Source organism: Citrobacter sp. Cpo045 (assembly GCF_030332875.1).
Lineage (GTDB): Bacteria > Pseudomonadota > Gammaproteobacteria > Enterobacterales > Enterobacteriaceae > Citrobacter > Citrobacter portucalensis.
The window spans coordinates 218,205-245,189 of record NZ_JAOWGZ010000091.1 but is presented as its reverse complement, the minus strand read 5'-3'; the positions used below and the strand labels follow the sequence as shown (position 1 = coordinate 245,189).

General features: G+C 51.4%; 21 protein-coding genes and 1 other annotated feature. Of the genes, 14 read left to right on the top strand and 7 right to left on the bottom strand.

Annotated elements, in window-relative coordinates:
• The first annotated feature begins 21 nt into the window (after positions 1-21).
• A complete protein-coding gene (creD, locus tag OGY13_RS09865) occupies positions 22-1,383 on the top strand; it encodes a cell envelope integrity protein CreD (RefSeq protein ID WP_213752492.1) in 1,362 nt (453 codons plus the stop codon).
• Between the two features lie 60 nt (positions 1,384-1,443).
• Here the strand turns inward: creD and arcA are convergent, their stop codons facing one another.
• Positions 1,444-2,160: a two-component system response regulator ArcA gene (gene arcA, locus OGY13_RS09860; RefSeq protein ID WP_001194359.1), complete on the bottom strand. Its 717-nt coding sequence runs from the start codon at positions 2,158-2,160 to the stop codon at positions 1,444-1,446.
• 95 nt (positions 2,161-2,255) lie between these two features.
• Here arcA and yjjY point away from each other — a divergent pair, with 95 nt between their 5' ends.
• The 6 genes from yjjY (at position 2,256) to thrC (ending at position 8,523) form a co-directional block, all read left to right on the top strand.
• Positions 2,256-2,396: a YjjY family protein gene (gene yjjY, locus OGY13_RS09855; RefSeq protein ID WP_042998021.1), complete on the top strand. Its 141-nt coding sequence runs from the start codon at positions 2,256-2,258 to the stop codon at positions 2,394-2,396.
• 399 nt (positions 2,397-2,795) lie between these two features.
• A complete protein-coding gene (locus OGY13_RS09850; RefSeq protein ID WP_213752493.1) occupies positions 2,796-3,491 on the top strand; it encodes a tRNA/rRNA methyltransferase in 696 nt (231 codons plus the stop codon).
• Positions 3,492-3,689: 198 nt separating this feature from the next.
• Positions 3,690-3,816: a sequence feature (Thr leader region), on the top strand.
• Positions 3,695-3,760 (top strand): thr operon leader peptide, encoded by a 66-nt coding sequence (thrL, locus tag OGY13_RS09845; RefSeq protein ID WP_032337689.1) that lies wholly within the window; start codon positions 3,695-3,697, stop codon positions 3,758-3,760. Its footprint overlaps the feature before it by 66 nt.
• Positions 3,817-3,839: 23 nt before the next feature.
• On the top strand, positions 3,840-6,302 hold the full coding sequence (gene thrA / locus OGY13_RS09840) for a bifunctional aspartate kinase/homoserine dehydrogenase I (RefSeq protein ID WP_191215183.1): 2,463 nt from the start codon (positions 3,840-3,842) through the stop codon (positions 6,300-6,302).
• A 1-nt stretch (position 6,303) separates the two neighbouring features.
• Positions 6,304-7,233 carry a homoserine kinase gene (thrB, locus tag OGY13_RS09835; protein WP_008786144.1) on the top strand — a complete coding sequence of 310 codons (930 nt, stop codon included), beginning with the start codon at positions 6,304-6,306 and terminating at the stop codon, positions 7,231-7,233.
• 3 nt (positions 7,234-7,236) lie between these two features.
• On the top strand, positions 7,237-8,523 hold the full coding sequence (gene thrC / locus OGY13_RS09830; RefSeq protein ID WP_008786145.1) for a threonine synthase: 1,287 nt from the start codon (positions 7,237-7,239) through the stop codon (positions 8,521-8,523).
• 84 nt (positions 8,524-8,607) lie between these two features.
• On the opposite strand, the gene yaaA is transcribed toward thrC, so the two are convergent.
• Complete coding sequence (gene yaaA, locus OGY13_RS09825; RefSeq protein WP_032942329.1) at positions 8,608-9,381, bottom strand: peroxide stress protein YaaA; 774 nt, start codon at positions 9,379-9,381, stop codon at positions 8,608-8,610.
• A gap of 77 nt (positions 9,382-9,458) precedes the next feature.
• Positions 9,459-10,889, bottom strand: a complete 1,431-nt coding sequence (locus tag OGY13_RS09820) for an alanine/glycine:cation symporter family protein (protein ID WP_020996236.1) — start codon at positions 10,887-10,889, stop codon at positions 9,459-9,461.
• Between the two features lie 273 nt (positions 10,890-11,162).
• On the opposite strand from OGY13_RS09820, the gene tal reads away from it, so the two are divergent.
• The 3 genes from tal to OGY13_RS09805 all read left to right on the top strand — a co-directional run bounded on the left by tal (position 11,163) and on the right by OGY13_RS09805 (position 14,246).
• Positions 11,163-12,116, top strand: a complete 954-nt coding sequence (tal, locus tag OGY13_RS09815; RefSeq protein ID WP_003829752.1) for a transaldolase — start codon at positions 11,163-11,165, stop codon at positions 12,114-12,116.
• 110 nt (positions 12,117-12,226) lie between these two features.
• Positions 12,227-12,814, top strand: coding sequence for a molybdopterin adenylyltransferase (gene mog / locus OGY13_RS09810; RefSeq protein WP_003018973.1), 588 nt, complete (start codon positions 12,227-12,229; stop codon positions 12,812-12,814).
• Between the two features lie 124 nt (positions 12,815-12,938).
• Positions 12,939-14,246 (top strand): MFS transporter, encoded by a 1,308-nt coding sequence (locus OGY13_RS09805; protein ID WP_186413755.1) that lies wholly within the window; start codon positions 12,939-12,941, stop codon positions 14,244-14,246.
• 34 nt (positions 14,247-14,280) lie between these two features.
• Here OGY13_RS09805 and satP read toward each other — a convergent pair whose 3' ends face one another.
• Both satP and OGY13_RS09795 read right to left on the bottom strand, forming a co-directional pair.
• Positions 14,281-14,847 (bottom strand): acetate uptake transporter, encoded by a 567-nt coding sequence (satP, locus tag OGY13_RS09800; RefSeq protein ID WP_003829744.1) that lies wholly within the window; start codon positions 14,845-14,847, stop codon positions 14,281-14,283.
• Positions 14,848-15,211: 364 nt separating this feature from the next.
• Entirely contained in the window at positions 15,212-15,616 is a 405-nt protein-coding gene (locus tag OGY13_RS09795; RefSeq protein WP_057066993.1) for a DUF2541 family protein, read from the bottom strand.
• A gap of 384 nt (positions 15,617-16,000) precedes the next feature.
• Here OGY13_RS09795 and dnaK point away from each other — a divergent pair, with 384 nt between their 5' ends.
• Complete coding sequence (dnaK, locus tag OGY13_RS09790) at positions 16,001-17,923, top strand: molecular chaperone DnaK (RefSeq protein ID WP_003829739.1); 1,923 nt, start codon at positions 16,001-16,003, stop codon at positions 17,921-17,923.
• An 85-nt stretch (positions 17,924-18,008) separates the two neighbouring features.
• Positions 18,009-19,142, top strand: coding sequence for a molecular chaperone DnaJ (dnaJ, locus tag OGY13_RS09785; RefSeq protein WP_003829737.1), 1,134 nt, complete (start codon positions 18,009-18,011; stop codon positions 19,140-19,142).
• Positions 19,143-19,210: 68 nt separating this feature from the next.
• Here dnaJ and OGY13_RS09780 read toward each other — a convergent pair whose 3' ends face one another.
• Positions 19,211-22,540 (bottom strand): DEAD/DEAH box helicase, encoded by a 3,330-nt coding sequence (locus tag OGY13_RS09780; RefSeq protein WP_213752494.1) that lies wholly within the window; start codon positions 22,538-22,540, stop codon positions 19,211-19,213.
• 248 nt (positions 22,541-22,788) lie between these two features.
• On the opposite strand from OGY13_RS09780, the gene nhaA reads away from it, so the two are divergent.
• The gene (nhaA, locus tag OGY13_RS09775; RefSeq protein ID WP_213752495.1) at positions 22,789-23,955 is read left to right on the top strand and encodes a Na+/H+ antiporter NhaA; all 1,167 of its coding nucleotides are present in this window, start codon (positions 22,789-22,791) and stop codon (positions 23,953-23,955) included.
• 38 nt (positions 23,956-23,993) lie between these two features.
• Entirely contained in the window at positions 23,994-24,887 is an 894-nt protein-coding gene (nhaR, locus tag OGY13_RS09770; protein ID WP_032942332.1) for a transcriptional activator NhaR, read from the top strand.
• Positions 24,888-24,941: 54 nt separating this feature from the next.
• On the opposite strand, the gene OGY13_RS09765 is transcribed toward nhaR, so the two are convergent.
• Complete coding sequence (locus OGY13_RS09765; RefSeq protein ID WP_213752496.1) at positions 24,942-26,981, bottom strand: glycoside hydrolase family 31 protein; 2,040 nt, start codon at positions 26,979-26,981, stop codon at positions 24,942-24,944.
• Between the last annotated feature and the right edge of the window lie 4 nt (positions 26,982-26,985).

Here is a 26,985-nt window from a genome sequence, read left to right as displayed (position 1 = left end):
GATATTGCAAAGGAGAACGCTATGTTTAAATCACCCCTGTTTTGGAAAATTGTCACCTTAGGCGGCGCAATATTACTGCTGTTAATTCCACTGACGATGGTCAGGCAGATAATCGTTGAGCGATCGGATTATCGTGATGAAGTCGAAGATGCTATTCGTCAGAGCACCAGTGGGCCGCAAAAGATGGTCGGGCCGCTGATTGCCGTCCCGGTGACGGAACTGTATATCGAGCTGGAAGGCGACAAACAGATCCAGCGTAAGCGCAGCTATATCCATTTCTGGCTGCCGGAGTCGTTGGTGGTTGAGGGGAATCAGAACGTTGAAGCGCGTAAAATCGGTATTTACGAAGGCCAGGTCTGGCACAATGATCTCTCGGTGAAGGCCGAGTTTAACGCTGAACGCTTGCGTGATTTAAACCATCCCAACGTCAGCGTCGGCAAACCGTTTATCGTGGTTGGCGTGGGGGATGCGCGCGGGATCGGCGTGGTGCAAGCGCCGCAGGTCAATGGGGAATCGCTGGCCGTTGAGCCAGGGACGGGGCTGGATGGGGGAGCTCAAGGGATCCACATACCGCTACCTGACGCGAGCTGGGCGGAGCAAAACCTGAGCATGGTGTTGTCGTTGAATTTGAGCGGAACCGGAGATTTCTCCGTTGTTCCGGTTGGCCGTAACAGTGAAATGACTTTAACCAGCAACTGGCCGCATCCCAACTTTCTGGGGGATTTCCTCCCGGCGAAGCGCGAAATCAGCGAATCAGGATTTAAGGCCCAGTGGCAGAGCAGCTGGTTCGCGAATAACCTCGGCGAACGCTTTGATGGCGAAAAGATTGGCTGGAAGGGAATGCCTGCATTTAGCGTTGCCGTCGCCACGCCAGCGGATCAGTATCAGTTAACGGACAGGGCTACCAAGTATGCCATCCTGCTGATTGTACTGACCTTTATGTCTTTCTTCGTGCTTGAAAGTATGACCAGCCTGCGTCTGCACCCGATGCAGTATCTGCTGATGGGGCTATCGCTGGTGATGTTTTATCTGCTGCTGCTGGCATTGTCTGAGCACATTGGGTTTACGGCGGCGTGGATTACGGCAAGCCTGGTAGGCGCGTTAATGAACGGGGTGTATCTGCAGGCGATATTACAGAGTTGGCGGAACAGTATTTTATTCACCGTGGCGCTGCTGGGGTTGGATGGGGTGATGTGGGTGCTGCTACGTTCACAGGACAGCTCTTTACTGCTGGGAACCGGCGTGCTGTTGGTCGCGTTGTGTGGCGTGATGTTCCTGACGCGTCATCTTGACTGGCACTCGCTGGCACAGCCAAAACCAAAGCCGACAGAAATTCCGGAGCCTCTGCCTGCGCAGAGTGACGAGTTTCGCCTATGGAAATAGGGCGGTGGGGAAATGAAAAACGGCGCATAACGCGCCGTTTTTTTACCTGTGAGGATTGAATTAATCCTGCAGGTCGCCGCAGAAACGGTAGCCTTCACCGTGAATGGTGGCGATGATTTCTGGCGTATCCGGCGTAGATTCGAAATGTTTACGAATGCGGCGGATAGTCACGTCAACGGTACGGTCATGCGGCTTCAGTTCACGACCGGTCATTTTTTTCAGCAGTTCTGCGCGAGACTGGATTTTGCCCGGATTCTCACAGAAGTGAAGCATTGCACGGAATTCGCTGCGTGGCAGTTTATACTGCTCGCCGTCAGGACCAATCAGAGAGCGGCTGTTAATGTCCAGCTCCCAGCCGTTGAACTTGTAGCTTTCGACGCTACGGCGTTCTTCGCTGACAGTACCCAGGTTCATGGTACGGGACAGCAGGTTACGAGCACGGATAGTCAGTTCGCGCGGGTTAAACGGCTTGGTGATGTAATCGTCTGCGCCGATTTCGAGGCCGAGAATTTTATCGACTTCGTTATCACGGCCCGTCAGGAACATCAGCGCAACGTTAGCTTGTTCGCGAAGTTCGCGCGCTAACAGGAGGCCATTTTTCCCAGGCAGATTGATATCCATAATCACAAGGTTGATGTCATATTCAGAGAGAATCTGATGCATTTCCGCGCCATCTGTCGCTTCGAATACATCATAGCCTTCTGCTTCGAAAATGCTTTTCAACGTGTTGCGTGTTACTAACTCGTCTTCAACGATAAGAATGTGCGGGGTCTGCATGTTTGCTACCTAAATTGCCAACTAAATCGAAACAGGAAGTACAAAAGTCCCTGACCTGCCTGATGCATGCCGTAAATTAACATGATCGGCGTAACATGACTAAAGTACGTAATTGCGTTCTTGATGCACTTTCCATCAACGTCAACAACATCATTAGCTTGGTCGTGGGTAGTTTCCCTCTGGACCCGACAGTGTCAAAAACGGCTGTCATCCTAACCATTTTAACAGCAACATAACAGGCTAAGACATGCCGGACACCCAATAAAACTACGCTTCGTTGACATATATCAAGTTCAATTGTAGCACGTTAACAGTTTGATGAAATCAACGTATCCAAATGTTTGCTTTCATCACAAAATTGCAATATTACAACTAGTTGCACGAGCTAATTAATAAATGTAATGAATCCAACCAATGCGATCCATTTTAAAATAAATTATCATGGATAAACAGAGGGATATACAACTTTTGTTAACATAAAAAGCAATAGTACAGTTTGGAAATAGTTTAGCATTTTTTACCGGATGCGAAATCCTTTTTCAGTGACTTCTGTTAAAAAAATGTAAATTTGCGCTGCGTAATATGTTGACGTGCGTCACATTATTACTTGCAGACTGACCAAAAAGAGTATCGAAATGCGTTTAACAATTATTCTGGTTGCCCCTGCCAGAGCGGAAAATATTGGTGCGGCTGCCCGTGCGATGAAGACCATGGGATTCACTCAATTACGTATCGTTGACAGCGAGGCGCACCTGGAACCCGCCACGCGATGGGTCGCGCATGGATCGGGCGACATTATTGATAATATTAACGTTTTTCCAACGTTAGCCGATGCGCTTCACGACGTTGATTTTACCGTTGCGACCACCGCGCGTAGCCGGGCGAAGTTCCATTATTACGCCACCCCGGTCGAACTGGTTCCCCTGTTACAGGAGAAATCCACGTGGATGGAACATGCCGCGCTGGTGTTTGGTCGTGAAGATTCGGGGCTGACCAATGAAGAATTAGCGCTGGCAGATGTACTCACTGGTGTACCGATGGTCGCTGACTATCCTTCACTCAATTTGGGGCAGGCGGTGATGGTGTATTGCTATCAATTAGCAGGTTTAATACAACAACCAGCCAAAAACGTTGAGGTGACGGATGAACTTCAGCTGCAGGCATTGCGTGCACGCGTTTTGCGTTTATTAGCCACGCTGAACGTTTCTGACGACATCAAGCTGACGGACTGGTTGCAACAGCGAATGGGTCTGTTGGGGCAGCGAGACACGGCAATGTTGCACCGTTTTTTACATGATATTGAAAAAAAACATCACAAAATAAAATGTTGAACAATTTTTGTTGTGTAGTGTTTTGTTCTTGGTTCAAGTGGGCTCGACATGCTGTATTGGTTGAAAGTAAAAGGGCAAGCAGTTGCTCATGAACAAGTTTCGGAATGTGATCAATTTAAAAATTTATTGACTTAGGTCAGCAGATACTTTAACCCTAAAAGAATACAGGACAGATAATAAATAATTACAGAGCACACAACATCATGAAACGCATCAGCATCACCATTACTACAACCATCACCATTACCACAGGTAACGGTGCGGGCTGACGCGTACAGGAAACACAAGAAAAAGCCCGCACCTAAACAGTGCGGGCTTTTTTTTCGACCAAAGGCAATGAGGTAAACCATGCGAGTGTTGAAGTTCGGCGGTACATCAGTGGCAAATGCAGAGCGCTTTCTGCGGGTTGCCGATATTCTGGAAAGCAATGCCAGACAGGGGCAGGTCGCGACCGTTCTCTCTGCCCCCGCAAAAATTACCAACCATCTGGTGGCAATGATTGAGAAGACCATCGGTGGTCAGGATGCTTTAGCTAATATCAGCGACGCCGAACGCATTTTCTCCGAGCTGCTGGTGGGTCTTGCCGCCGAGCAACCAGGTTTTCCGCTGGCGCAGCTCAAAGCCTTTGTTGAACAAGAATTTGCCCAGATTAAGCACGTCCTGCACGGCATCAGCCTGCTGGGACAGTGCCCGGACAGTATCAATGCCGCGCTTATCTGCCGTGGTGAAAAAATGTCGATTGCTATCATGGCCGGCCTGCTGGAAGCTCGCGGGCATAATGTGACGGTCATCGACCCGGTGGAGAAATTGCTGGCTGTCGGCCATTACCTCGAATCTACCGTTGATATCGCCGAATCTACGCGCCGCATCGCCGCCAGCCGTATTCCTGCGGACCACATGATTCTGATGGCAGGGTTTACTGCTGGAAATGAAAAAGGTGAGTTAGTGGTGTTGGGGCGTAATGGCTCTGACTACTCTGCCGCCGTACTGGCCGCCTGTTTGCGTGCCGATTGTTGTGAAATCTGGACCGATGTCGACGGCGTATATACTTGCGATCCGCGTCAGGTACCCGACGCCCGACTGCTTAAGTCGATGTCTTATCAGGAAGCGATGGAGCTTTCTTACTTCGGGGCTAAAGTGCTGCACCCGCGCACCATTACCCCTATTGCCCAGTTCCAGATCCCGTGCCTGATTAAAAATACCGGCAATCCGCAAGCGCCCGGTACGCTGATCGGTGCCAGCAGTGATGACGATGATTTGCCGGTAAAAGGTATTTCTAACCTCAATAACATGGCGATGTTTAGCGTTTCCGGCCCTGGAATGAAAGGCATGGTGGGCATGGCGGCGCGCGTTTTTGCCGCGATGTCGCGTGCGGGCATCTCGGTAGTGCTGATCACCCAATCTTCTTCTGAATACAGCATCAGCTTCTGCGTCCCGCAGGGCGACTGCACGCGTGCACAACGCGCCATGCAGGATGAATTCTACCTCGAGCTGAAAGAAGGCCTGCTGGAGCCGTTGGCGGTGACTGAGCGTCTGGCCATCATCTCTGTTGTTGGCGATGGTATGCGCACCCTGCGCGGCATCTCGGCGAAGTTCTTTGCCGCGCTGGCTCGGGCCAACATCAATATTGTAGCGATCGCCCAGGGCTCGTCTGAGCGTTCTATTTCGGTGGTGGTGAATAACGATGACGCGACCACCGGCGTACGCGTGACCCATCAGATGCTGTTCAACACCGACCAGGTGATTGAAGTGTTTGTGATTGGCGTAGGCGGCGTGGGCGGTGCGCTGCTGGAGCAGCTTAAACGTCAGCAAACCTGGCTCAAAAAGAAGCATATCGATCTGCGCGTGTGCGGCGTGGCGAACTCGAAGGCTCTGCTGACCAACGTCCACGGTCTGAATCTGGAAAACTGGCAGTCGGAGCTGGAGAGCGCGAAAGAGCCTTTCAACCTTGGGCGCTTAATTCGTCTGGTGAAAGAATACCATCTGCTCAATCCGGTGATTGTCGACTGTACGTCAAGCCAGGCGGTAGCGGATCAATATGCCGACTTCTTGCGTGAAGGCTTCCACGTGGTTACGCCGAACAAAAAGGCCAACACGTCGTCGATGGATTACTATCATCAGCTGCGTTTTGCCGCCGCGAAGTCTCGTCGTAAATTCCTGTACGACACCAACGTGGGCGCGGGCTTGCCGGTTATTGAAAACCTGCAAAATCTGCTCAGCGCAGGTGATGAACTGCAACGTTTTTCAGGCATCCTTTCTGGCTCACTGTCGTTTATTTTCGGCAAGCTGGATGAAGGCATGAGCTTCTCGCAGGCCACCACCCTGGCGCGTGAGATGGGCTATACCGAACCCGATCCGCGTGACGATCTTTCCGGTACGGACGTGGCGCGTAAGCTGCTGATCCTGGCCCGTGAAACCGGTCGTGAGCTGGAGCTTTCTGACATTGTCATTGAGCCGGTCCTGCCAAAAGAGTTTGATGACTCCGGTGATGTTTCCGCGTTTATGGCGAAATTGTCGCAGTTGGATGACGTCTTTGCCGCGCGCGTGGCGAAAGCCCGTGATGAGGGAAAAGTATTGCGCTATGTTGGCAATATCGAAGAGGACGGCGTTTGTCGCGTGAAAATTGATGCAGTAGACGGCAACGATCCGCTGTTTAAAGTGAAAAACGGTGAAAACGCGCTGGCGTTCTATAGCCACTACTATCAGCCGTTACCGTTGGTTCTGCGCGGATATGGCGCGGGTAACGATGTGACGGCAGCGGGCGTCTTTGCCGACCTGCTACGCACCCTTTCATGGAAGTTAGGAGTCTGACATGGTGAGAGTTTATGCCCCGGCTTCCAGTGCCAATATGAGCGTCGGGTTTGATGTGCTCGGTGCAGCGGTAACGCCGGTGGACGGTTCGCTGTTGGGTGATGTGGTGTCCGTTGAGGCGGCTGACCAGTTCAGCCTGAACAACCTTGGGCGCTTTGCCAACAAACTGCCGTCCGAGCCACGTGAAAATATTGTCTACCAGTGTTGGGAGCGATTCTGCCAGGAGCTGGGTAAAACCGTTCCGGTGGCGATGACGCTGGAAAAAAATATGCCGATTGGTTCCGGGTTAGGCTCCAGTGCCTGTTCCGTCGTGGCGGCGCTGGTCGCTATGAACGAACACTGCGGCAAGCCGCTCAACGATACGCGCCTGTTAGCGATAATGGGCGAGCTGGAAGGGCGTATCTCCGGCAGTATTCATTACGATAACGTCGCCCCGTGCTTTTTGGGCGGCATGCAGTTAATGATTGAAGAAAACGGCATTATTAGCCAGCAGGTGCCAGGCTTTGATGAGTGGCTGTGGGTACTGGCGTATCCGGGGATTAAAGTGTCGACGGCAGAAGCGCGGGCGATTCTCCCAGCGCAGTATCGCCGTCAGGACTGTATCGCTCACGGGCGGCATCTGGCGGGATTCATCCATGCCTGCTATTCCCGTCAGCCTCTTCTGGCCGCGAAGCTGATGAAAGATGTCATTGCTGAGCCGTATCGTACCCGCTTGCTGCCAGGCTTTAGTCAGGCGCGTCAGGCGGTCGCAGAAATTGGCGCGCTGGCCAGCGGTATATCTGGGTCTGGGCCGACGCTGTTCGCTTTGTGCGATAAGCCGGATACGGCACAGCGCGTAGCAGATTGGCTGGGTAAAAATTACCTGCAAAATCAGGAAGGCTTTGTTCATATTTGCCGGCTGGACACGGCGGGCGCACGGGTACTGGGATAATCAATGAAACTGTATAATCTGAAAGATCACAACGAACAGGTCAGCTTTGCACAGGCTGTTACGCAAGGACTGGGCAAGAATCAGGGATTGTTTTTTCCGCACGATCTACCGGAATTCAATCTGACAGAAGTGGATGAGATGCTGAACCAGGACTTCGTTAGCCGCAGCGCGAAGATCCTGTCCGCATTTATTGGTGATGAGATCCCTCAGGAAATTCTGGAAGAGCGCGTGCGTGCGGCATTTGCCTTTCCGGCTCCGGTTGCCCAGGTTGCCGCGGATGTCGGCTGTCTGGAACTGTTCCACGGCCCTACGCTTGCATTTAAAGACTTTGGCGGGCGCTTTATGGCGCAGATGCTGACGCACATCAGTGGCGACAAACCGGTAACGATTCTGACGGCGACCTCCGGAGACACCGGGGCGGCGGTTGCGCATGCCTTTTATGGCCTGAAAAATGTGCGCGTGGTGATCCTCTACCCGAACGGCAAGATCAGCCCATTACAGGAAAAACTGTTCTGTACGCTGGGCGGTAACATTGAAACTGTGGCGATTGATGGCGATTTTGATGCCTGCCAGGCGCTGGTGAAACAGGCGTTTGATGACGAAGAGCTGAAGGTAGCCCTGGGATTGAACTCGGCTAACTCAATTAACATCAGCCGTCTGTTGGCGCAAATCTGTTACTACTTTGAGGCTGTGGCCCAACTGCCGCAAGAGGCGCGTAATCAACTGGTGATTTCCGTTCCCAGCGGTAACTTTGGCGATCTGACCGCCGGGCTGCTGGCGAAATCACTGGGCTTGCCGGTGAAGCGTTTTATCGCGGCGACGAACGTTAACGATACGGTTCCGCGTTTCCTTGCAGAAGGTGAGTGGGCGCCGAAAGCGACCCAGGCAACGTTGTCGAATGCGATGGATGTCAGCCAGCCGAACAACTGGCCGCGCGTGGAAGAACTGTTCCGCCGTAAAATCTGGCGTCTGAATGAGCTGGGTTATGCCGCTGTTGACGATGCGACAACTCAGGACACGATGCGTGAGTTACATGAGATAGGCTACACCTCAGAACCGCATGCGGCGGTGGCTTACCGAGCGCTGCGCGACCAACTGAATCCTGGCGAGTACGGCCTGTTCCTTGGTACTGCGCATCCGGCGAAGTTTAAAGAAAGCGTTGAAGAGATTCTTGACCTGACGCTGGCGTTGCCAAAAGAACTGGCGGAACGCGCGGACCTGCCGCTGCTTTCTCATCACCTGCCAGCTGATTTTGCTGAACTGCGCAAGCTGATGATGACCCGCGGTTAACGGTTGCGCCCGCTGGCGCTTTGCATAGCGGGCCGACAAAACCTGTAGGCCGGATAAGGCGTTAGCCGTCATCCGGCCTTTTTACTATTGCTCGTGGCGTTTAAACACCAGTTCGCCGTTTCCTGATGCTTCTTCATCAAAGAAGTAGCCTTCGCTGTTAAATGCGGTCAGCTGCTCCGGTTGCGTTAAGCGGTTCTCAATAATGTAGCGACTCATCAGGCCGCGCGCTTTTTTGGCATAGAAGCTGATGACTTTAAACTTACCGTTCTTCTCGTCGAGGAAGACCGGTTTGATAAGCTCAGCGTTGAGTTTTTTCGGCTTCACGGATTTAAAATACTCATCCGAGGCGAGGTTGATCACCACGCTGTCGCCTTGCGCTTCCAGCGCTTCGTTAAGTTTATCGGTGATGGTATCTCCCCAGAACTGGTAGAGATCTTTACCCTTCGCATTGGCCAGACGAATGCCCATCTCCAGACGGTATGGCTGCATCAAATCCAGCGGACGCAAAACGCCGTACAACCCGGACAGCATCCGTAAATGCTGTTGAGCGAAGTCGAAATCCGCCTCGCTGAAGGTTTCAGCCTGCAACCCTGTATAGACGTCGCCTTTAAACGCCAGAATGGCCTGACGTGCATTGTCCGGCGTGAAGTCAGGCTGCCAGTCATGGAAACGGGTGGCGTTCAGATCCGCCAGCTTGTCGCTAATCCCCATGAGCTTGCCAATCTGCGGTGCAGAGAGTTGGCGTGCCACGTGAATAAGCTGCTGAGAGTGATCCAGCAACTCGGGCAGCGTATGACGTGTCGTTGCCAGCGGGCTTTGGTAGTCGAGCGTTTTTGCAGGTGAAATCAGAATCAGCATATCCAGTCCTTGCAGGAAATTTACTGCGACTTTAGCAAAAAAAACGACTGAATTGATCGATGGTTGCGATTGCCGCGCTATTCGCGCGGCGTTTCATCCCAGCTATCGGGCGCAAGCTGTTGTCTGATATCAGGATAACGGCGCGGATCGAATTCCGGGCGCACCCCGAGTTTTCGCTGGCGCAGATAGTCGCTGGCGATGGTATGTACAACCGGAGAAAGCAGCAGAATCGCCGTCAGGTTAGTAATGGCCATACAAGCCATGATGATGTCGGCAAGTTGCCAGACCAGCGGAAAACTGATTAACGTACCGCCAATGACGGTGCAAACGGTGGCAATACGTAATAACCAGATAACCCGGATGTTGTCCAGTTTCAGGAAAATGAGGTTGTTTTCCGCATAAATGTAGTTGGCGACGATAGAGCTAAAGGCAAACAGAATCACTATTAAGGCAACGAATCCGGCCCCCCATTCACCCGTCAGCGAGACCATGGCTCGTTGCAGCAACTGGATGCCTTCCATTGGCACATAAGTGGTGCCATTACCCGCCAGTAAAATGATCATTGCGCTGGCCGTACAAAGAATTAGCGTATCGCCCAATACACCAATCATTTGCACAATGCCTTGTGCTGCAGGGTGTGGCGGCCAGGATGCTGCCGAGGCAGCCGCGTTCGGAGTTGAGCCCATTCCGGCTTCATTAGAGAACATACCGCGCTGAAAACCGCTGGCAATGGCCTGGCTTAGCGTATACCCGGCTGCACCGGCCGCGGCTTCCTGCCAGCCAAAGGCGCTTTTTATGATGGTCATGATAATGCCGGGGAGCTGTCCGAAATGCCAAAGGCAGATGACGAGGCTACAACCGATCCACAGCAGCGCCATCATCGGAACAAACCATTGCATCAGGCGGGCAACGCCTTTAATGCCGCCGACAATGACCAGTAATGACACTATCGCCAGTGCGATACCGGAGAAGAGGGGAGGAATGTCAAAAGCAAAGGTCAACGCACGAGAGACTGAGTTTGCCTGCACGCTGTTAAAAATCAGGCCATAGGCAATGAGTAAAAAGATGGCAAACAGCACGCCCATCCAGCGCATGCCCAATCCACGGGCCATATACCATGCAGGACCGCCGCGAAACTGTCCCTTGCTGTCGCGCTCTTTATACAGCTGGGCAAGGGAACATTCGGCGAATGAGGTTGCCATACCAATGACCGCCGAGACCCACATCCAGAAAATGGCCCCTGCGCCGCCGGCGGCGATCGCCAACGCCACACCCGCCAGATTTCCGCTACCGACGCGCGCGGCAAGACTGGTGCACAGAGCCTGAAAAGAAGTTAAACCGCCCGGCTGCGGGCTGATGCTGTTTTTAAGACTTTTGCCAAACTGGCGAATATAGCGGAACTGCACGAACCCTGTACGCCAGGTGAACCAACATCCTGCGCCAAGCAGGAGGTAGATCATCACCGATCCCCAGAGTATTTCATTAATAAATGAGAAAAAATCAGGCATTAACATCCCTCTTGTTGATGCCGGTAAGCGCGAATAATCCCGTGTAAGCGCTACCAATTATCGACCAGTATATACCTTATAAGGTGATTGATTGCGGGAGTTTACCATAACAATGGGTATATCCTTAATTGCGCATCACGAGCTGTGAGATGCGTAATCAGGGCTGAGCGGCGGGTCGGACAATCCAGGCGGTTGCGCTGAGAGTGCGTCGTGCTATCATCAGGGAAGATCGGTTACATCCCCCTAACAAGCTGTTTAAAGAGAATCGCTATCATGACGGACAAATTGACCTCCCTTCGTCAGTTCACCACAGTAGTGGCCGACACCGGAGACATCGCGGCAATGAAGCTGTATCAGCCTCAGGATGCCACAACTAACCCTTCTCTCATTCTTAACGCAGCGCAGATCCCAGAATACCGCAAGCTGATTGATGACGCTGTAGCCTGGGCTAAGCAGCAGAGCAACGACCGCGCACAGCAGATCGTCGACGCGACCGATAAACTGGCAGTAAATATCGGTCTGGAGATCCTGAAACTGGTCCCGGGTCGTATCTCTACTGAAGTTGACGCTCGTCTGTCCTACGACACCGACGCGTCCATTGCGAAAGCAAAACGTCTGATCAAAATGTACAACGATGCTGGCATCAGCAACGATCGCATTCTGATCAAACTGGCTTCAACCTGGCAGGGCATCCGTGCCGCTGAGCAGCTGGAAAAAGAAGGTATCAACTGTAACCTGACTCTGCTGTTCTCCTTCGCTCAGGCGCGCGCATGTGCAGAAGCTGGCGTATATCTGATTTCTCCGTTTGTTGGTCGTATTCTGGACTGGTACAAAGCCAACACTGACAAGAAAGAGTATGCACCAGCAGAAGATCCGGGTGTGGTTTCCGTAACGGAAATCTATGAGTACTACAAACAGCACGGTTACGAAACCGTGGTGATGGGTGCGAGCTTCCGTAACGTCGGCGAAATCATTGAGCTGGCAGGCTGCGATCGTCTGACTATTGCTCCGGCACTGCTGAAAGAACTGGCGGAAAGCGAAGGCACTATCGAACGTAAACTGTCCTTCTCTGGTGAAGTGAAAGCGCGTCCTGCACGCATCACCGAAGCTGAGTTCCTGTGGCAGCACAACCAGGATCCGATGGCTGTAGACAAACTGGCGGACGGTATCCGTAAGTTTGCTGTAGACCAGGGTAAACTGGAAAAAATGATCGGCGATCTGCTGTAATCATTAATGCGTGGCCCTGATATGGGTCACGCTACCTCTTCTGAAACCTGTCTGTCCTTCCCTTCGCAGTGTATCATTCTGTTTAACGAGACTGTTTAAACGGAATAATCATGAATACTTTACGCATTGGCCTGGTTTCCATTTCTGACCGTGCTTCCAGCGGCGTTTACCAGGATAAAGGTATCCCGGCCCTTGAAGAGTGGCTGGCATCTGCCCTTACCACCCCTTTTGAGCTGCAAACGCGACTGATCCCGGATGAACAGGCGATCATCGAACAGACCTTATGTGAGCTGGTGGATGAAATGAGCTGTCATCTGGTGCTGACTACCGGCGGAACGGGTCCGGCCCGCCGCGATGTAACGCCTGATGCCACGCTGGCCGTAGCCGACCGCCAGATGCCGGGCTTTGGCGAGCAGATGCGCCAGATAAGCCTGCACTTTGTGCCAACGGCTATTCTCTCCCGCCAGGTTGGTGTGATTCGCAAACAGGCGTTGATTCTGAATCTGCCAGGGCAGCCGAAATCGATCAAAGAAACGCTGGAAGGCGTGAAAGATGCCGACGGTAAGGTTATCGTGCCGGGTATTTTTGCAAGTGTACCGTATTGTATACAGTTACTGGATGGGCCGTATGTGGAAACCGCACCGGCTGTTGTAGCATCTTTTCGTCCTAAAAGCGCAATCCGCGATACAAACGCCTGAAAGTAGCCCGATCGTGACATAAGTGCCAATGACAGTGGAGTATTGAATTGTTTACGATATAGTAATTTTTGCTTTACATATATCGACAGACAGATTCAATAACTCCACTGACTCATGGTTTGCTATGTCACAACACACTCGACCGCTGAATCGCCAGGATTATAAAACTCTTACGCTTGCTGCCCTCGGCGGTGCGCTTGAGTTTTATGATTTCATTATCTTCGTCTTCTTTGCCGCTGTTGTTGGCGAACTCTTCTTCCCGGCAGACATTCCTGAATGGCTACGTCAGGTGCAAACCTTCGGCATTTTTGCCGCCGGATATCTGGCGCGTCCACTGGGTGGCATCATCATGGCGCACTTTGGCGATCTGGTCGGGCGTAAGAAAATGTTCACCCTGAGCATTTTGCTGATGGCGATACCGACGCTGGCGATTGGTCTTTTGCCTACCTACGCCTCAATGGGGATCCTCGCGCCGCTGCTGTTACTGATGATGCGTATTTTGCAAGGTGCTGCCATCGGCGGAGAAGTGCCGGGCGCGTGGGTGTTCGTGGCGGAGCACGTACCGGAGCGCCGCATCGGCATTGCCTGTGGCACGCTGACCGCCGGGCTGACTGTGGGGATTCTGCTGGGATCGGTGGTTGCGACGCTGGTGAATACCAGCCTGACGCAGCAGGCGGTGCATGACTACGGCTGGCGTATCCCGTTCCTGCTGGGTGGCGTGTTTGGGCTGGTGGCGATGTACCTGCGTCGCTGGTTGCAGGAAACGCCCATCTTCCTCGAAATGCAGCAGCGTAAAGCGCTGGCGCAAGAGCTACCGGTGAAGTCGGTGGTGAGCAAACATAAAAAAGCGGTGGTCATTTCCATGCTGCTGACCTGGCTGTTATCGGCCGGGATTGTGGTGGTGATCCTGATGTCGCCAGTCTGGTTGCAGAAGCAGTATGGTTTTGCACCGGCGTTGACGTTACAAGCCAACAGTGTCGCGACCATTATGCTGTGCGTCGGCTGTCTGCTGGCCGGGTTTATTGTCGACCGGGTCGGCGCCAGCAAAACCTTTATTGTCGGCAGCCTGCTGCTGGCCTGTTCAAGCTGGTTTTTCTATCATCTGACCGGCAGCCATCCTCAGCACTTGTTCTTGCTATATGGGCTGGTAGGGTTGTGCGTTGGCGTGGTGGGGGCTGTGCCTTATGTGATGGTGCGGGCGTTTCCGGCGGAGGTCCGCTTTACCGGAATCTCCTTTTCTTACAACGTGTCGTACGCCATTTTTGGTGGTCTGACACCAATCGCCGTGACGATGTTAATGAGCGTGTCGCCAATGGCTCCGGCCTGGTATGTGCTGGCGTTATCGCTGGTGGGATTAGGTCTGGGGATTTGGCTGCGACAGGATATTTATCATCGCGATACGAGCGTGCAGGGCGAGTTACAGCGCTTGTAAGGAATATCCCCCCGTTCGGGGGGATAGCGTCAGATTAGTGCGCTTCACCGATCGGCAGGATGGTACGGCCAAACTGTTCGTTCAGCACTTCACCCATCGCCAGGTAAATGGCGCTTGCGCCACACACTAAGCCAATCCAGCCAGCAACGTGAATGATCGCTTCGTTACCTGCAATGTTGCCGACCGCCAGCAGTGCGAACAGCACTGTCAGGCTCAGGAAGACAAACTGCAACGCGCGGTTAGCTTTCAGCGTGCCGAAGAACATGAACAGTGTGAACACGCCCCACAGACCCAGGTATACGCCCAGGAACTGACCATTGGTTGCATCCGCCAGGCCCATTTTCGGCATGATCAGGATTGCAACCAGCGTCAGCCAGAACGAACCGTAGGAGGTAAAGGCGGTTAAACCGAAGGTATTGCCCTTTTTATATTCCAGCAGACCGGCAAATATTTGCGCGATACCGCCGTAGAAAATGCCCATCGCCAGAATAATAACGTCAAAGGCGAAGAAACCCGCGTTGTGCAGGTTAAGCAGAATGGTGGTCATGCCAAAGCCCATCAGGCCCAGCGGTGCCGGATTAGCCAACTTAGTGTTGCCCATAATTCCTCAAAATCATCATTGATTGAATGGTGAAATAGTTTCCCCAAATAACGATCACTGTCTTCGGGGCGCGGCATGATAATCAGGGGAGAGGGCACTGTCTATGATCTAACGAAGGGAAAATGAATTATTTTCCCTGTGATGGGCATCACGCTTACGCATGGTTGATCATTTTGCTAAGACAGACGATTTGAAGTACCGCCGGGAGCTGAGGGATTTGGTGGACGATCTGGTGAGAAATACCCATCGCCAGATGGCGTTGCTGCATGGGCGCGGCAGTGGTTATTCCAGTTCAAAGGCTTTCGCATCAACCGCGTGTCTGCCCCGCATGTTTTCTATGGCTTCTGAATCAAAATGTGCGGAATTAATCGTCGCCAATAACTTTCAGCGTTGCCATGTCAGAGGAGTTTACTGACTGGCCTGAGAAGGTGATTTTAGACACGCAACGTTTATTGTCATTATCGCTATTAATAGTGATCCAGTTGGTCGTTTGTCCCTCTTTAATGGATGACGGGACGTTCAGGCTTTGGCTGGAAGTGCGTACTGCTTTGAAGTAGACGGATGCGCCGTTAAGTTTAATATCGCCGCGATCGGCGGTGAGCTGAATGCGCTTCACCACCCGGCAAACGGGAATTCTCAGCGTAAGGTCGTTGGTTGCATTGCGGGGCATCGCAATCATACCCAGAACTTTATGATCGTTAGCGTGCGCGGCGCTGCTCAGCAGCAGGCCCATAAGCAGGCTGGTGGAAAGGGTTAACACGGATTTCATGGAATTTCTCTTTGACGGCTGTAAAAGTGTGTGACATCAGACCATCTTACCGCCGACGGGAAACCGTTTCATGGTCGTAATCTTTTCTTTTTATTACAATTTTAATATGAATGACCGTGCTGGTTTTGATTTGTTTTGTGAATTGATTTTGATTGGAAACTATTCGTTTTTTTGCCTTTCTGCCTTTTTACCTTAATTTTATCGCCACTGTGCTAAAAAAAATTTTCATGCCCCCCTTGATGACGTGGGTTACGACCCCATCTTGTAGACAACCGCAGTGGTGAGTCTGAAAAAAAACGATTCAGGGTAGTTGAAACCGCACGTTTCGCCCTTATTACAGATTCACAACCACATGATGACCGAATTTTTAGTGGAGACGTTTAGATGGGTAAAATTATTGGTATCGACCTGGGTACTACCAACTCTTGTGTAGCGATTATGGATGGCACTACTGCACGTGTGCTGGAGAACGCCGAGGGCGATCGCACCACGCCTTCTATCATTGCTTATACCCAGGATGGTGAAACTCTGGTTGGTCAGCCGGCTAAACGTCAGGCAGTGACAAACCCGCAAAACACCCTGTTTGCGATTAAACGCCTGATTGGCCGCCGCTTCCAGGACGAAGAAGTACAGCGTGATGAAGCCATCATGCCGTACAAAATCATCGGTGCTGACAACGGTGATGCATGGATTGACGTAAAAGGTCAGAAAATGGCACCGCCGCAGATTTCTGCTGAAGTGCTGAAAAAAATGAAGAAAACGGCTGAAGATTACCTGGGCGAACCGGTAACTGAAGCGGTTATCACCGTACCTGCATACTTCAACGATGCTCAGCGTCAGGCAACCAAAGATGCTGGCCGTATCGCAGGTCTGGAAGTAAAACGTATCATCAACGAACCGACCGCAGCGGCACTGGCTTACGGTCTGGATAAAGAAGTCGGCAACCGTACTATCGCGGTTTATGACCTCGGTGGTGGTACTTTCGATATCTCTATTATCGAAATCGACGAAGTTGACGGCGAAAAAACTTTCGAAGTTCTGGCAACCAACGGTGATACCCACCTGGGTGGTGAAGACTTCGACAGCCGTATGATCAACTACCTGGTTGACGAATTTAAGAAAGATCAGGGTATCGATCTGCGTAATGACCCGCTGGCGATGCAGCGTCTGAAAGAAGCCGCTGAGAAAGCGAAGATCGAACTGTCTTCCGCTCAGCAGACCGACGTGAACCTGCCGTACATTACTGCAGACGCGACTGGTCCGAAACACATGAACATCAAAGTGACCCGTGCGAAACTGGAAAGCCTGGTTGAAGACCTGGTTAACCGTTCTATCGAGCCGCTGAAAGTTGCTCTGCAGGATGCTGGTCTGTCTGTTTCCGACGTTCAGGACGTTATCTTGGTCGGTGGTCAGACTCGTATGCCGATGGTACAGAAGAAAGTTGCTGAGTTCTTCGGTAAAGAGCCGCGTAAAGACGTTAACCCGGACGAAGCAGTGGCAATCGGTGCTGCCGTTCAGGGTGGTGTATTGACCGGTGATGTGAAAGACGTGCTGCTGCTGGACGTTACCCCGCTGTCTCTGGGTATCGAAACCATGGGTGGCGTGATGACTCCACTGATCGCGAAAAACACCACTATCCCGACCAAGCACAGCCAGGTGTTCTCTACCGCTGAAGACAACCAGTCTGCGGTAACCATCCACGTGCTGCAGGGTGAACGTAAACGTGCCGCTGATAACAAAGATCTGGGTCAATTTAACCTGGATGGTATCAGCCCGGCTCCGCGCGGTATGCCGCAGATCGAAGTTACTTTTGACATCGATGCCGACGGTATCCTGCACGTTTCCGCGAAAGACAAAAACAGCGGTAAAGAGCAGAAGATCACCATCAAGGCTTCTTCTGGTCTGAACGAAGAAGAAATTCAGAAAATGGTTCGCGAAGCAGAAGCGAACGCAGAATCTGACCGTAAGTTTGAAGAGCTGGTTCAGACTCGTAACCAGGGTGACCATCTGCTGCACAGCACTCGTAAGCAGGTTGAAGAAGCAGGCGACAAACTGCCAGCTGACGACAAAACTGCCATCGAGTCTGCACTGACCGCGCTGGAAACTTCTCTGAAAGGCGAAGACAAAGCGGATATCGAAGCGAAAATGCAGGCGCTGGCACAGGTTTCCCAGAAACTGATGGAAATCGCTCAGCAGCAGCACGCACAGCAGCAGGCTGGTGCAGCAGGCGCTGATGCTTCTGCAAACAACGCGAAAGATGACGACGTTGTCGACGCCGAGTTTGAAGAAGTGAAAGACAAAAAATAATCGCCCTTTGAACGGGTAATTACTGGCACGGGCGAAGAGGTTTCCTCTCCGCCCGTGCACGCATGTTAGGGGCAGATAAAAAGAGATGGCTAAGCAAGACTATTACGAGATTTTAGGCGTTTCCAAGTCAGCGGAAGAGCGTGAAATCAAAAAGGCCTACAAGCGCCTGGCCATGAAATTTCACCCGGACCGCAACCAGGGTGATAAAGAGGCCGAAGCCAAGTTTAAAGAGATCAAAGAAGCGTACGAAATCCTGACCGATGCGCAAAAACGTGCGGCTTACGATCAGTACGGTCATGCTGCGTTTGAGCAAGGCGGCATGGGCGGCGGCGGCGGTTTTGGCGGCGGGGCTGACTTCAGCGATATCTTTGGTGACGTGTTTGGCGATATCTTTGGCGGCGGTCGTGGTCGTCAGCGCGCCTCACGTGGTGCTGATTTACGTTACAACATGGATCTCACTCTGGAAGAAGCCGTGCGTGGCGTCACCAAAGAGATCCGTATTCCGACTCTGGAAGAGTGTGACGTCTGCCACGGTAGCGGTGCGAAGGCAGGTACTCAGCCACAGACCTGTCCAACCTGTCACGGTTCTGGTCAGGTACAGATGCGTCAGGGCTTTTTTGCCGTACAGCAGACCTGTCCACACTGTCAGGGCCGCGGTACGCTGATCAAAGATCCGTGCAACAAATGCCACGGTCATGGTCGTGTTGAGAAAAGCAAAACGCTGTCCGTTAAGATCCCGGCAGGGGTTGATACCGGCGACCGTATTCGTTTAGCGGGCGAAGGTGAAGCCGGTGAACATGGTGCGCCAGCAGGTGATTTGTACGTTCAGGTGCAGGTAAAACAGCACCCAATTTTCGAACGTGAAGGCAATAACCTGTACTGCGAAGTACCGATTAACTTTGCGATGGCTGCGCTGGGCGGCGAGATTGAAGTCCCAACGCTGGACGGTCGCGTGAAGCTAAAAATTCCGGGCGAAACGCAAACTGGCAAACTTTTCCGCATGCGTGGAAAGGGCGTCAAGTCTGTACGCGGTGGCGCTCAGGGCGACCTGCTGTGCCGCGTGGTGGTTGAAACCCCAGTGGGCCTGAACGACAAGCAGAAGCAACTGCTCAAAGATCTGCAGGACAGCTTTGGCGGCCCGACCGGCGAACAAAACAGTCCGCGCTCCAAAAGTTTCTTCGACGGTGTGAAGAAGTTCTTTGACGATCTGACGCGCTAAGCTTACTGCCGTATATGATAAAAAGCCTGAAATTGGAAAATCTCAGGCTTTTATTTTTGGTTCTACTCTCACTGCCACTCCAGGCTTACCTGTTCAACAATGATATTTGTCTCAGCTTTCTCCGGCAAGGTATGTGCGACACTTGCAAATCCGGGTAATGTCTTCCATACCAATGGGTCTCCAATAACAAAAATGTGTTTTTTAGCCCTGGTAAGGGCCACGTTCAGAAGATTAGGTTTGCTCGAAGCCCATTCTGCGCCGCCGCGATTGTGTACATCACATCCGAGAACAAAAATAACGATGTCGTTTTCTTTCCCCTGAAAAGTATGGACTGTACCAACACAGCTTTTTTGCCACTCTTTAATTTCTTTATGTTTTAGTCGCGGTGAGTATTGTTGCCAGCTGGCCAGCTCTCTTTGTTCAATCAGTTCCAACAACGCATATTTAACAGCCTTGAATGGAGTAATAACGTAAATAGACCCCAGCTCTATATTTTCCGCGAGTAGACGGTCCAGTAGCGTAATCAGGCTTTGACCGTGACTATCTCGGTACTGCTTGTCTCCCAAACCCCCTCTTGAAACTAACCAGTGGTTTTCAAGTTCGCCATTGACAAGACGACTACAGATTTTGTCTGTATCAAGCCCGTGAATCATCCGGTTATTGTATGCCAGTTTATTAGCAATACTGAACATGGGTTCGATACAACGGCGATGTACCCATAATGGGATCCCAATCCAGATGTTATTGTTCATCATCTCTAATTTGCAGCCCCAATGATTGACGCGATCGGCAACCTGTTGGACTGAGAGCTTTTCTGGATTCCACTTTTCAGCATGCTCGTGTAGAAGATCCTGACAAAGGTGCCTAACCAGTGATGGAGAGGTGGTAAATACAGGCTCAATCTGTAACGGATCGCCCACAACGAGTACGCGTTTGGCGCGCCATATAGCGCCGACGGCCTGTTGAGGTGATGCCTGGCCAGCTTCATCGATCATTACCCAGCCAAGCTCGCCGCCTTTTACTCCATGCAGCATACGTCCCACTGAGGCAAAGGTTGTAGAGAGTACCGGGACAAACATGCATAACGTTTGCCACCAGGGGAGTGGCGTGGGCTCAAGATGAGGGGAATTTAAAAAATTCCTCAGGCGGCGCAGGAACATTTCTCTAAAGCGATCAACGCTCCCCATTGCCTCGTAAAGCCAGGCTTGATGAAGATCCATCGCAGCCATAAACAACAGTGAGCGTTGGCGGTTGATCTGAGCGTTTTGCCAGAATGCGGTGCGCTGTAAGCCAGCATTATCGATGGGTTTATGGCTATCAGGTAGAGCTATTCCTGAAAACTTATCCTTCAGGCCCCGCAATTTTTGTTCTATTTCCTCGCGCTGCAGGGCAATCCTGTCTATTTCTTGCTGTAAGCGGCGTTTTTGGGTGTCTGCCTCATTCAGTTGTTTACGCTGTTCAGAAACGAGCTGTGTTTTGTGTATTAATGATGCGCTAAGCGTTAAAAGATGCTGTTGTGTGTTACGTAATGATGTCTGGTAAGTCTGTACCTTTTTACGATTGAGCAAACGAGTCAGCAGGCCAGGTGCATCGGCTTCCTCTATTTTTTGCTGTTGCCTGGCATGCTGAATCTGTTTTTCAATTACGTCCCGCTCGGCTTCAAATTCCTTAAGTGCGCTAAGCCGATCTTCACATCGCACTGCCGCTTTTGCCATGTCCGAAGACAAAGCATCAGATGAACAGTAAGGTTTTTTTGCCAGCAGTTCGGCTAATTCTGCTAACTGTTTTTGCAGCTCTTCTGTTGTTTTCAGGCAGTGAATGAAATGCAGCTTTGCTGCGGTGAAAGAGAGTTTATTGTGGCAAGACTTCCAGCGCCAAAGGCTGAGAAAGTTTTCGTTGTCCGGTCTGGCCATTTCGACTGATGTGTCGCGTAAAAAATGCTCATCAAAAAGTAGTCTTTGGGCGAATTTTGTACGATTTGTTTTTCTTCCAAGAGCTACTGAAATTAATCCCCAACACTGTTTTTCTGTCGCAAGAGGACGAAAGAGAGGGTAATTACGCTCAGTTCCTTTTCCATCTTTATCTCTTTTATGCGCAGATTTGGGCAGGGATTTTGCTGCAACTTGATTTGCGGTCGGTGACAAATAGTCAAGATAACGAAATTCTTCGGCCAGCGATTTCTTTTGCGGTAATTCGTTAGAGATATTTTCTACGGCTGCATTATTGGATGAGGCCACAATCATTTCGAAACCGGTCAGTTCCGGGACGATAAAGCCTTCATGGGTAAGCGTATCTTCCACATTGCTGAAGCCCGCAAGGACTCTCGCTCGTTCAACGACATTATGCGCAACTAAATCACGCAGCAACGTCGTTTTCCCCGTTCCCGGAGGCCCATTTACTGATAGTAATCCACCTTCAGCAAGCTCTTCTACCGCCGTATTTATTGCAAACTGCTGCATTAATGACATCGCGTGCTCTGGCTCTGAAGGCCAACGCCCCAGAGGCATTTTAGTCGGATGCAGCTTATCGATAATGGCTGTTAGTCCTTTCTGAGAATAGAGATCTGGGTTTCTGTGAACACGGTGAGTGAGGTAAGTATTGAGTGTTCGGCATCGAGTGTCTTTCAATGATGACATTGCATCTTCAATATCCTCAAAAAAGAAGCTATTTAAGATGGGAAGTACTAATGCTTTTTCATTGTCGCTTATGAGGTCTTCCGTTTCGCTAGCTTCTTCTTGTTCCGTGTCCTGGCTCTCATTGTTGCCGTTAAACCAGTCAATTTGTATTGCATATTGCCATTCAGGTGCAAAGTCCGCCCATGATGTTAAATGAGTGTCGAGCAGCGTGAGAATATTGCTTGCGCGCAATACACCCGGGCCTTTTTCCCTTACGGGCTCTAACGTAACGCAGAAATCATTGAATGTATCGGCAAGATGCATACAATCGACCGCGAAGACTGATGAGTCGAGTTTGTGGAATTGACGTTTTTTAAGATGGCCCAACGCCCAGGGTAGCGAACTTACCGACAGTTTATCTCTCGTGGGTACACCTTCTCCGTTCAACTGCATCTTAGCAAAACAGGTTGTCCCTTCCTGATCCAAGCGCTGTTCGCATTCGTCGTCATTTTCCTCATTTGTTCCAAGAACCTCCTGACTAATGCGGCTGACGATATTTTTCTCAAATAGCCCTACGTGAACAATAAATGATGCCTTCGGCGGAATGTCATATTGCTGGCGTAATTTCTCTGAATGCCACGGAAGTGAAGCATCACCTAATGTAATGAGTTTTTTTAGTGGGATCAGCAGGCTTTTATCTTTTCTTTCAAGCGTATAAGGCTGAAAAAATTCAATGCGTTGCCAGGTTCTTAATATTTCTTGCGGGAGAGGTGTCGAGTCCATCTTAGCTCTTTGATTATTATCCCAATATATCAATGAATACGAGAATACTCTGATCCAAGAATTTTTGAAGATCTGAGAGGAGGAATCATTCTCTCTGGCGGTAATGGCACAGGCAGAACATCTTGATGATTGCTGAAATTTTTACTCGTAAAAACCGATCTATCCATCATGAATAATCTAATTTTAACGAGCTTTTTGAGGGTGTAAGATAGTATTTACGAAGTATTCACCCAATAGAGAGAATAAAAGTGAAACATCTGCATCGTTTTTTTAGTAGTGACGCCTCGGGGGGCATCATTCTGATCATCGCAGCCGTGGTCGCTATGCTGATGGCGAATATCGGGGTTACCAGTGGATGGTACCACGCCTTTTTGGAAACGCCCGTTCAACTGCGGGTTGGCGCGCTTGAGATCAACAAAAATATGCTGCTGTGGATCAACGATGCGTTGATGGCGGTGTTCTTCCTGTTGATTGGTCTGGAAGTAAAGCGCGAGTTAATGCAAGGTTCGCTGGCCAGTCTGCGTCAGGCGGCGTTCCCGATCATTGCTGCTATCGGGGGCATGATTGTCCCGGCGCTGCTGTACCTGGCATTCAACTATGCCGATCCCATCACCCGTGAAGGGTGGGCGATCCCGGCGGCAACGGATATCGCTTTTGCGTTAGGTGTGCTGGCGTTGTTGGGCAGTCGTGTACCACTGGCGTTGAAAATCTTCCTGATGGCGCTGGCGATTATTGATGACCTCGGCGCTATCGTAATCATCGCACTGTTCTATACCAGCGATCTCTCGCTGCTGTCGCTGGGCGTTGCCGCGTGCGCAATCCTTGTTTTGGCAGGATTGAATCTGTGCGGAGTGAGACGCACCGGTATTTATATTCTGGTCGGCGTGGTGCTGTGGACTGCCGTACTGAAGTCTGGCGTGCATGCAACGCTGGCGGGCGTGATTGTGGGCTTCTTCATTCCATTGAAGGAAAAACACGGGCGTTCACCGGCGAAGCGATTGGAGCATGTTCTGCATCCATGGGTGGCATACCTGATCCTGCCACTGTTTGCTTTCGCCAACGCAGGCGTTTCACTGCAGGGCGTCACTATTGATGGACTGACCTCGATATTACCGCTGGGGATCATTGCCGGCCTGTTGATCGGCAAACCGTTGGGTATCAGTCTGTTTTGCTGGCTGGCGTTACGCCTCAAGGTGGCGCAATTGCCGGAAGGAACGAATTTCCAGCAGATTATGGCGGTCGGTATTCTTTGCGGTATTGGCTTTACGATGTCGATTTTTATTGCCAGCCTGGCGTTTGGCAGCGTCGATCCTGAGCTGATTAACTGGGCAAAACTGGGGATCCTGATCGGCTCCTTGTTGTCGGCAGTGATAGGTTACTGCTGGTTACGTGCCCGGTTGAACGCATCAGCCTGACGGGATAACCCTTTCGTGACAATTTTCAGGGAGAGAGTATGTCTCATATAAATTACAACCATCTGTACTACTTTTGGCATGTCTATAAAGAAGGGTCAGTGGTTGGTGCAGCAGAAGCGCTTTATCTGACACCGCAGACCATTACCGGGCAGATTAAAGCGCTTGAGGAACGCTTACAGGGAAAATTGTTTAAGCGGAAGGGGCGTGGGCTGGAGCCCAGTGAGTTAGGCGAATTGGTTTTTCGTTACGCGGATAAGATGTTCACCTTAAGCCAGGAAATGCTGGATATCGTGAACTACCGCAAAGAGTCTAATTTGCTGTTCGATGTCGGCGTGGCGGATGCGCTATCGAAGCAGTTGGTCAGCAGCGTACTGGATGCCGCTGTGGTTGAAGATGAACAAATCCATCTGCGTTGTTTTGAGTCAACGCACGAGATGCTGTTGGATCAACTCAGCCAACATAAGCTGGATATGATCATCTCCGACTGCCCGATCGATTCTACGCAGCAGGAAGGGTTGTTCTCAGTGCGGATAGGCGAGTGCAGCGTGAGTTTTTGGTGCACCAAACCGCTGCCTGAAAAACCATTCCCGGCCTGTCTTGAGGAACGTCGGTTGCTGATCCCTGGACGTCGTTCGATGCTCGGACGTAAGCTGCTGAACTGGATCAACTCACAAGGATTGAATGTCGAAATCCTCGGCGAGTTTGATGACGCTGCGCTGATGAAAGCGTTTGGGGCAACGCATAATGCTATTTTTGTTGCACCTACTCTGTATTCGCACAATTTCTATGCCGATGATTCTATTGTTGAAATTGGACGCGTAGAAAATGTGATGGAAGAGTATCACGCCATATTTGCGGAAAGAATGATCCAGCATCCGGCGGTGCAGCGTATTTGCAATGCGGACTACTCGGCATTGTTCAAGCCACAGTAGACATACTTACCGTAATACTTCCGGCTGCGGTACTCACCCGCAGCCGGTTTCATGCTATAGCCTCAATAAGCTACGATACTGCCCACCTTCGCGGATAAATACCGGAATTCTGTTCAATGGCGCGGCATAGTGCAACGTTTGCCCTCCCGAATAACTCTCGCCGGTCGTAAGATCCGTCCATGTTTCCCCTTCCGGTAGCCAGATATCACGTTCGCGCATACCTTCATGCATTACGGGGGCAATCAGCAGGTCAGGACCAAAACAGTACTGGTCGGTGATTGCCCAACTTGTTTCCTGTTCGGGGAAATCAAAAAACAGGGGGCGCATCACTGGTGTATTGTGCTTATGGGTTTCCTCCATCAGCGCTTTAATATAGGGCTTCAGTTTCTCTCGCAACGCCAGGCAATCCGTCAGTACGTCACACACGTCCTCACCGTAGCTCCAGACTTCGTTCGGTGCACCGGTAGGACACTGGGCGATACCATCCCGGTACGGTTGTTCCGGTAAAATCTGCGGATCGCGGTTGCCGTGCAGACGCATCACCGGGCTAAATACGCCCCACTGGAACCAGCGGATCAGCAGTTCATGGAAATGTGGGTCGTGAATATTACCGCCATGAAAACCACCGATATCCGTCGTCCACCACGGTATCCCCGCGATTCCCATATTGAGTCCGGCGGCAAACTGGTTGCGTAGCGATCTAAACGAGGAGTGAATATCACCTGACCAGACCAGTGCGCCATACTTTTGACTGCCGGCCCAGGCGCAGCGTAGCAGGTTGATAACCTTGTCTTCACCATCGGCTTTCATACCATCAAAAAAGGTTTTGGCGTACATTCGCGGGTAGATATTGCCCACTTCCAGTACCGGCCCGGCATGGTAGCGATAGTTGTCATAGTCATAAACGCTGAACTCAGGTTCGGCTTCGTCTAACCAGAATAGCTTCACGCCTTTATCATAATAGTTGCGTTTGGCTTTGCCCCAGACGTAGTCCCGCGCACCCGGATGGGTAGCATCAAAGAAAGTGGTGTTGCCGAGGAAATCCATATTGATCGGCAAGCCACGTTCCGTTTGTACCAGCCAGCCGTTTTCGCGCATCTCCCGATAGCTTTCAGTGCGGTTATCCACCGTCGGCCAGACGGAGACCATCAGCTCAATTCCCAGCGATTTCAGCTCGGCAATCATGGCATCAGGATCGGGCCAGTCTCGTGCATCGAACATCCAGTCACCCTGATTCGGCCAGTGAAAGAAGTCGATAACGATCACCGAGATAGGCAGATTGCGGCGCTTATATTCGCGGGCAACCTCCAGCAGCTCTTCCTGCGTCCGATAGCGGAGTTTGCACTGCCAGAAGCCCATGGCGTAGTCCGGCATCATCGGCGGTGTGCCGGTAGCCAGCGCATATGCCCGGCTAATTTCTGCCGGGGTATCGCCAGCCGTGATCCAGTAGTCCAGCTGTTCACTGACCTGTGCTTCCCATTCGGTAACGTTGTGGGCAAAGGTTACGCGCCCGACTGCCGGGTTGTTCCATAAAAATCCGTAGCCCAGACTGGAGAGCATAAACGGTACTGAGGCCTGGGAGTTACGTTGCGCCAGCTCAAGAACGCATCCTTTGAGATCCAGGTTAGCCTGTTGATACTGCCCCATACCATAAATTTTTTCCCCTTCGCTGGCTTCGAAGCGGGCTTTAAGTGAATATTTCCCACCCTGAATAGGGCGGAATTCGCGTCCCTCAAGGTTGAGTGCGCTGACGTACTGGCCGTGAGAAGATTCATCCTCGCCAATTTCGCCCCGCAAGCGCCAGAACTCCTGCAACAGAGGTTTGTGTGGATGGCGGTAAAAGGTAACTTGTCCTTTTTGATTGACGATAGCGATAATTTTGCCGTTGGTCAGCGTCGCCTGGTGGTGCTCATAATCAATGTGGCAATGGCTTTCTGCGACTGGCTCAGTCAATGCCCAGTCTTCATTTCTCATTACCGGCAGATGACGGCCACTGCGCACGCGCAGGCTGTTCTCGCCCCAGGGTTCAATCCATAAATAGCGATCGTTTTGCTGCCAGACCAGGCGACGCGGGTCATGTTGCATAAATGGCATGGTG

What these genes read in the sequence shown, in the direction of transcription:
- creD (WP_213752492.1), top strand. Translation starts at nt 22, where the DNA reads ATGTTTAAATCACCCCTGTTTTGGAAAATTGTCACCTTAGGCGGCGCA.
- arcA (WP_001194359.1), bottom strand. Translation starts at nt 2,160, where the DNA reads ATGCAGACCCCGCACATTCTTATCGTTGAAGACGAGTTAGTAACACGC.
- yjjY (WP_042998021.1), top strand. Translation starts at nt 2,256, where the DNA reads ATGACTAAAGTACGTAATTGCGTTCTTGATGCACTTTCCATCAACGTC.
- OGY13_RS09850 (WP_213752493.1), top strand. Translation starts at nt 2,796, where the DNA reads ATGCGTTTAACAATTATTCTGGTTGCCCCTGCCAGAGCGGAAAATATT.
- thrA (WP_191215183.1), top strand. Translation starts at nt 3,840, where the DNA reads ATGCGAGTGTTGAAGTTCGGCGGTACATCAGTGGCAAATGCAGAGCGC.
- thrB (WP_008786144.1), top strand. Translation starts at nt 6,304, where the DNA reads ATGGTGAGAGTTTATGCCCCGGCTTCCAGTGCCAATATGAGCGTCGGG.
- thrC (WP_008786145.1), top strand. Translation starts at nt 7,237, where the DNA reads ATGAAACTGTATAATCTGAAAGATCACAACGAACAGGTCAGCTTTGCA.
- yaaA (WP_032942329.1), bottom strand. Translation starts at nt 9,381, where the DNA reads ATGCTGATTCTGATTTCACCTGCAAAAACGCTCGACTACCAAAGCCCG.
- OGY13_RS09820 (WP_020996236.1), bottom strand. Translation starts at nt 10,889, where the DNA reads ATGCCTGATTTTTTCTCATTTATTAATGAAATACTCTGGGGATCGGTG.
- tal (WP_003829752.1), top strand. Translation starts at nt 11,163, where the DNA reads ATGACGGACAAATTGACCTCCCTTCGTCAGTTCACCACAGTAGTGGCC.
- mog (WP_003018973.1), top strand. Translation starts at nt 12,227, where the DNA reads ATGAATACTTTACGCATTGGCCTGGTTTCCATTTCTGACCGTGCTTCC.
- OGY13_RS09805 (WP_186413755.1), top strand. Translation starts at nt 12,939, where the DNA reads ATGTCACAACACACTCGACCGCTGAATCGCCAGGATTATAAAACTCTT.
- satP (WP_003829744.1), bottom strand. Translation starts at nt 14,847, where the DNA reads ATGGGCAACACTAAGTTGGCTAATCCGGCACCGCTGGGCCTGATGGGC.
- OGY13_RS09795 (WP_057066993.1), bottom strand. Translation starts at nt 15,616, where the DNA reads ATGAAATCCGTGTTAACCCTTTCCACCAGCCTGCTTATGGGCCTGCTG.
- dnaK (WP_003829739.1), top strand. Translation starts at nt 16,001, where the DNA reads ATGGGTAAAATTATTGGTATCGACCTGGGTACTACCAACTCTTGTGTA.
- dnaJ (WP_003829737.1), top strand. Translation starts at nt 18,009, where the DNA reads ATGGCTAAGCAAGACTATTACGAGATTTTAGGCGTTTCCAAGTCAGCG.
- OGY13_RS09780 (WP_213752494.1), bottom strand. Translation starts at nt 22,540, where the DNA reads ATGGACTCGACACCTCTCCCGCAAGAAATATTAAGAACCTGGCAACGC.
- nhaR (WP_032942332.1), top strand. Translation starts at nt 23,994, where the DNA reads ATGTCTCATATAAATTACAACCATCTGTACTACTTTTGGCATGTCTAT.
- OGY13_RS09765 (WP_213752496.1), bottom strand. Translation starts at nt 26,981, where the DNA reads ATGCCATTTATGCAACATGACCCGCGTCGCCTGGTCTGGCAGCAAAAC.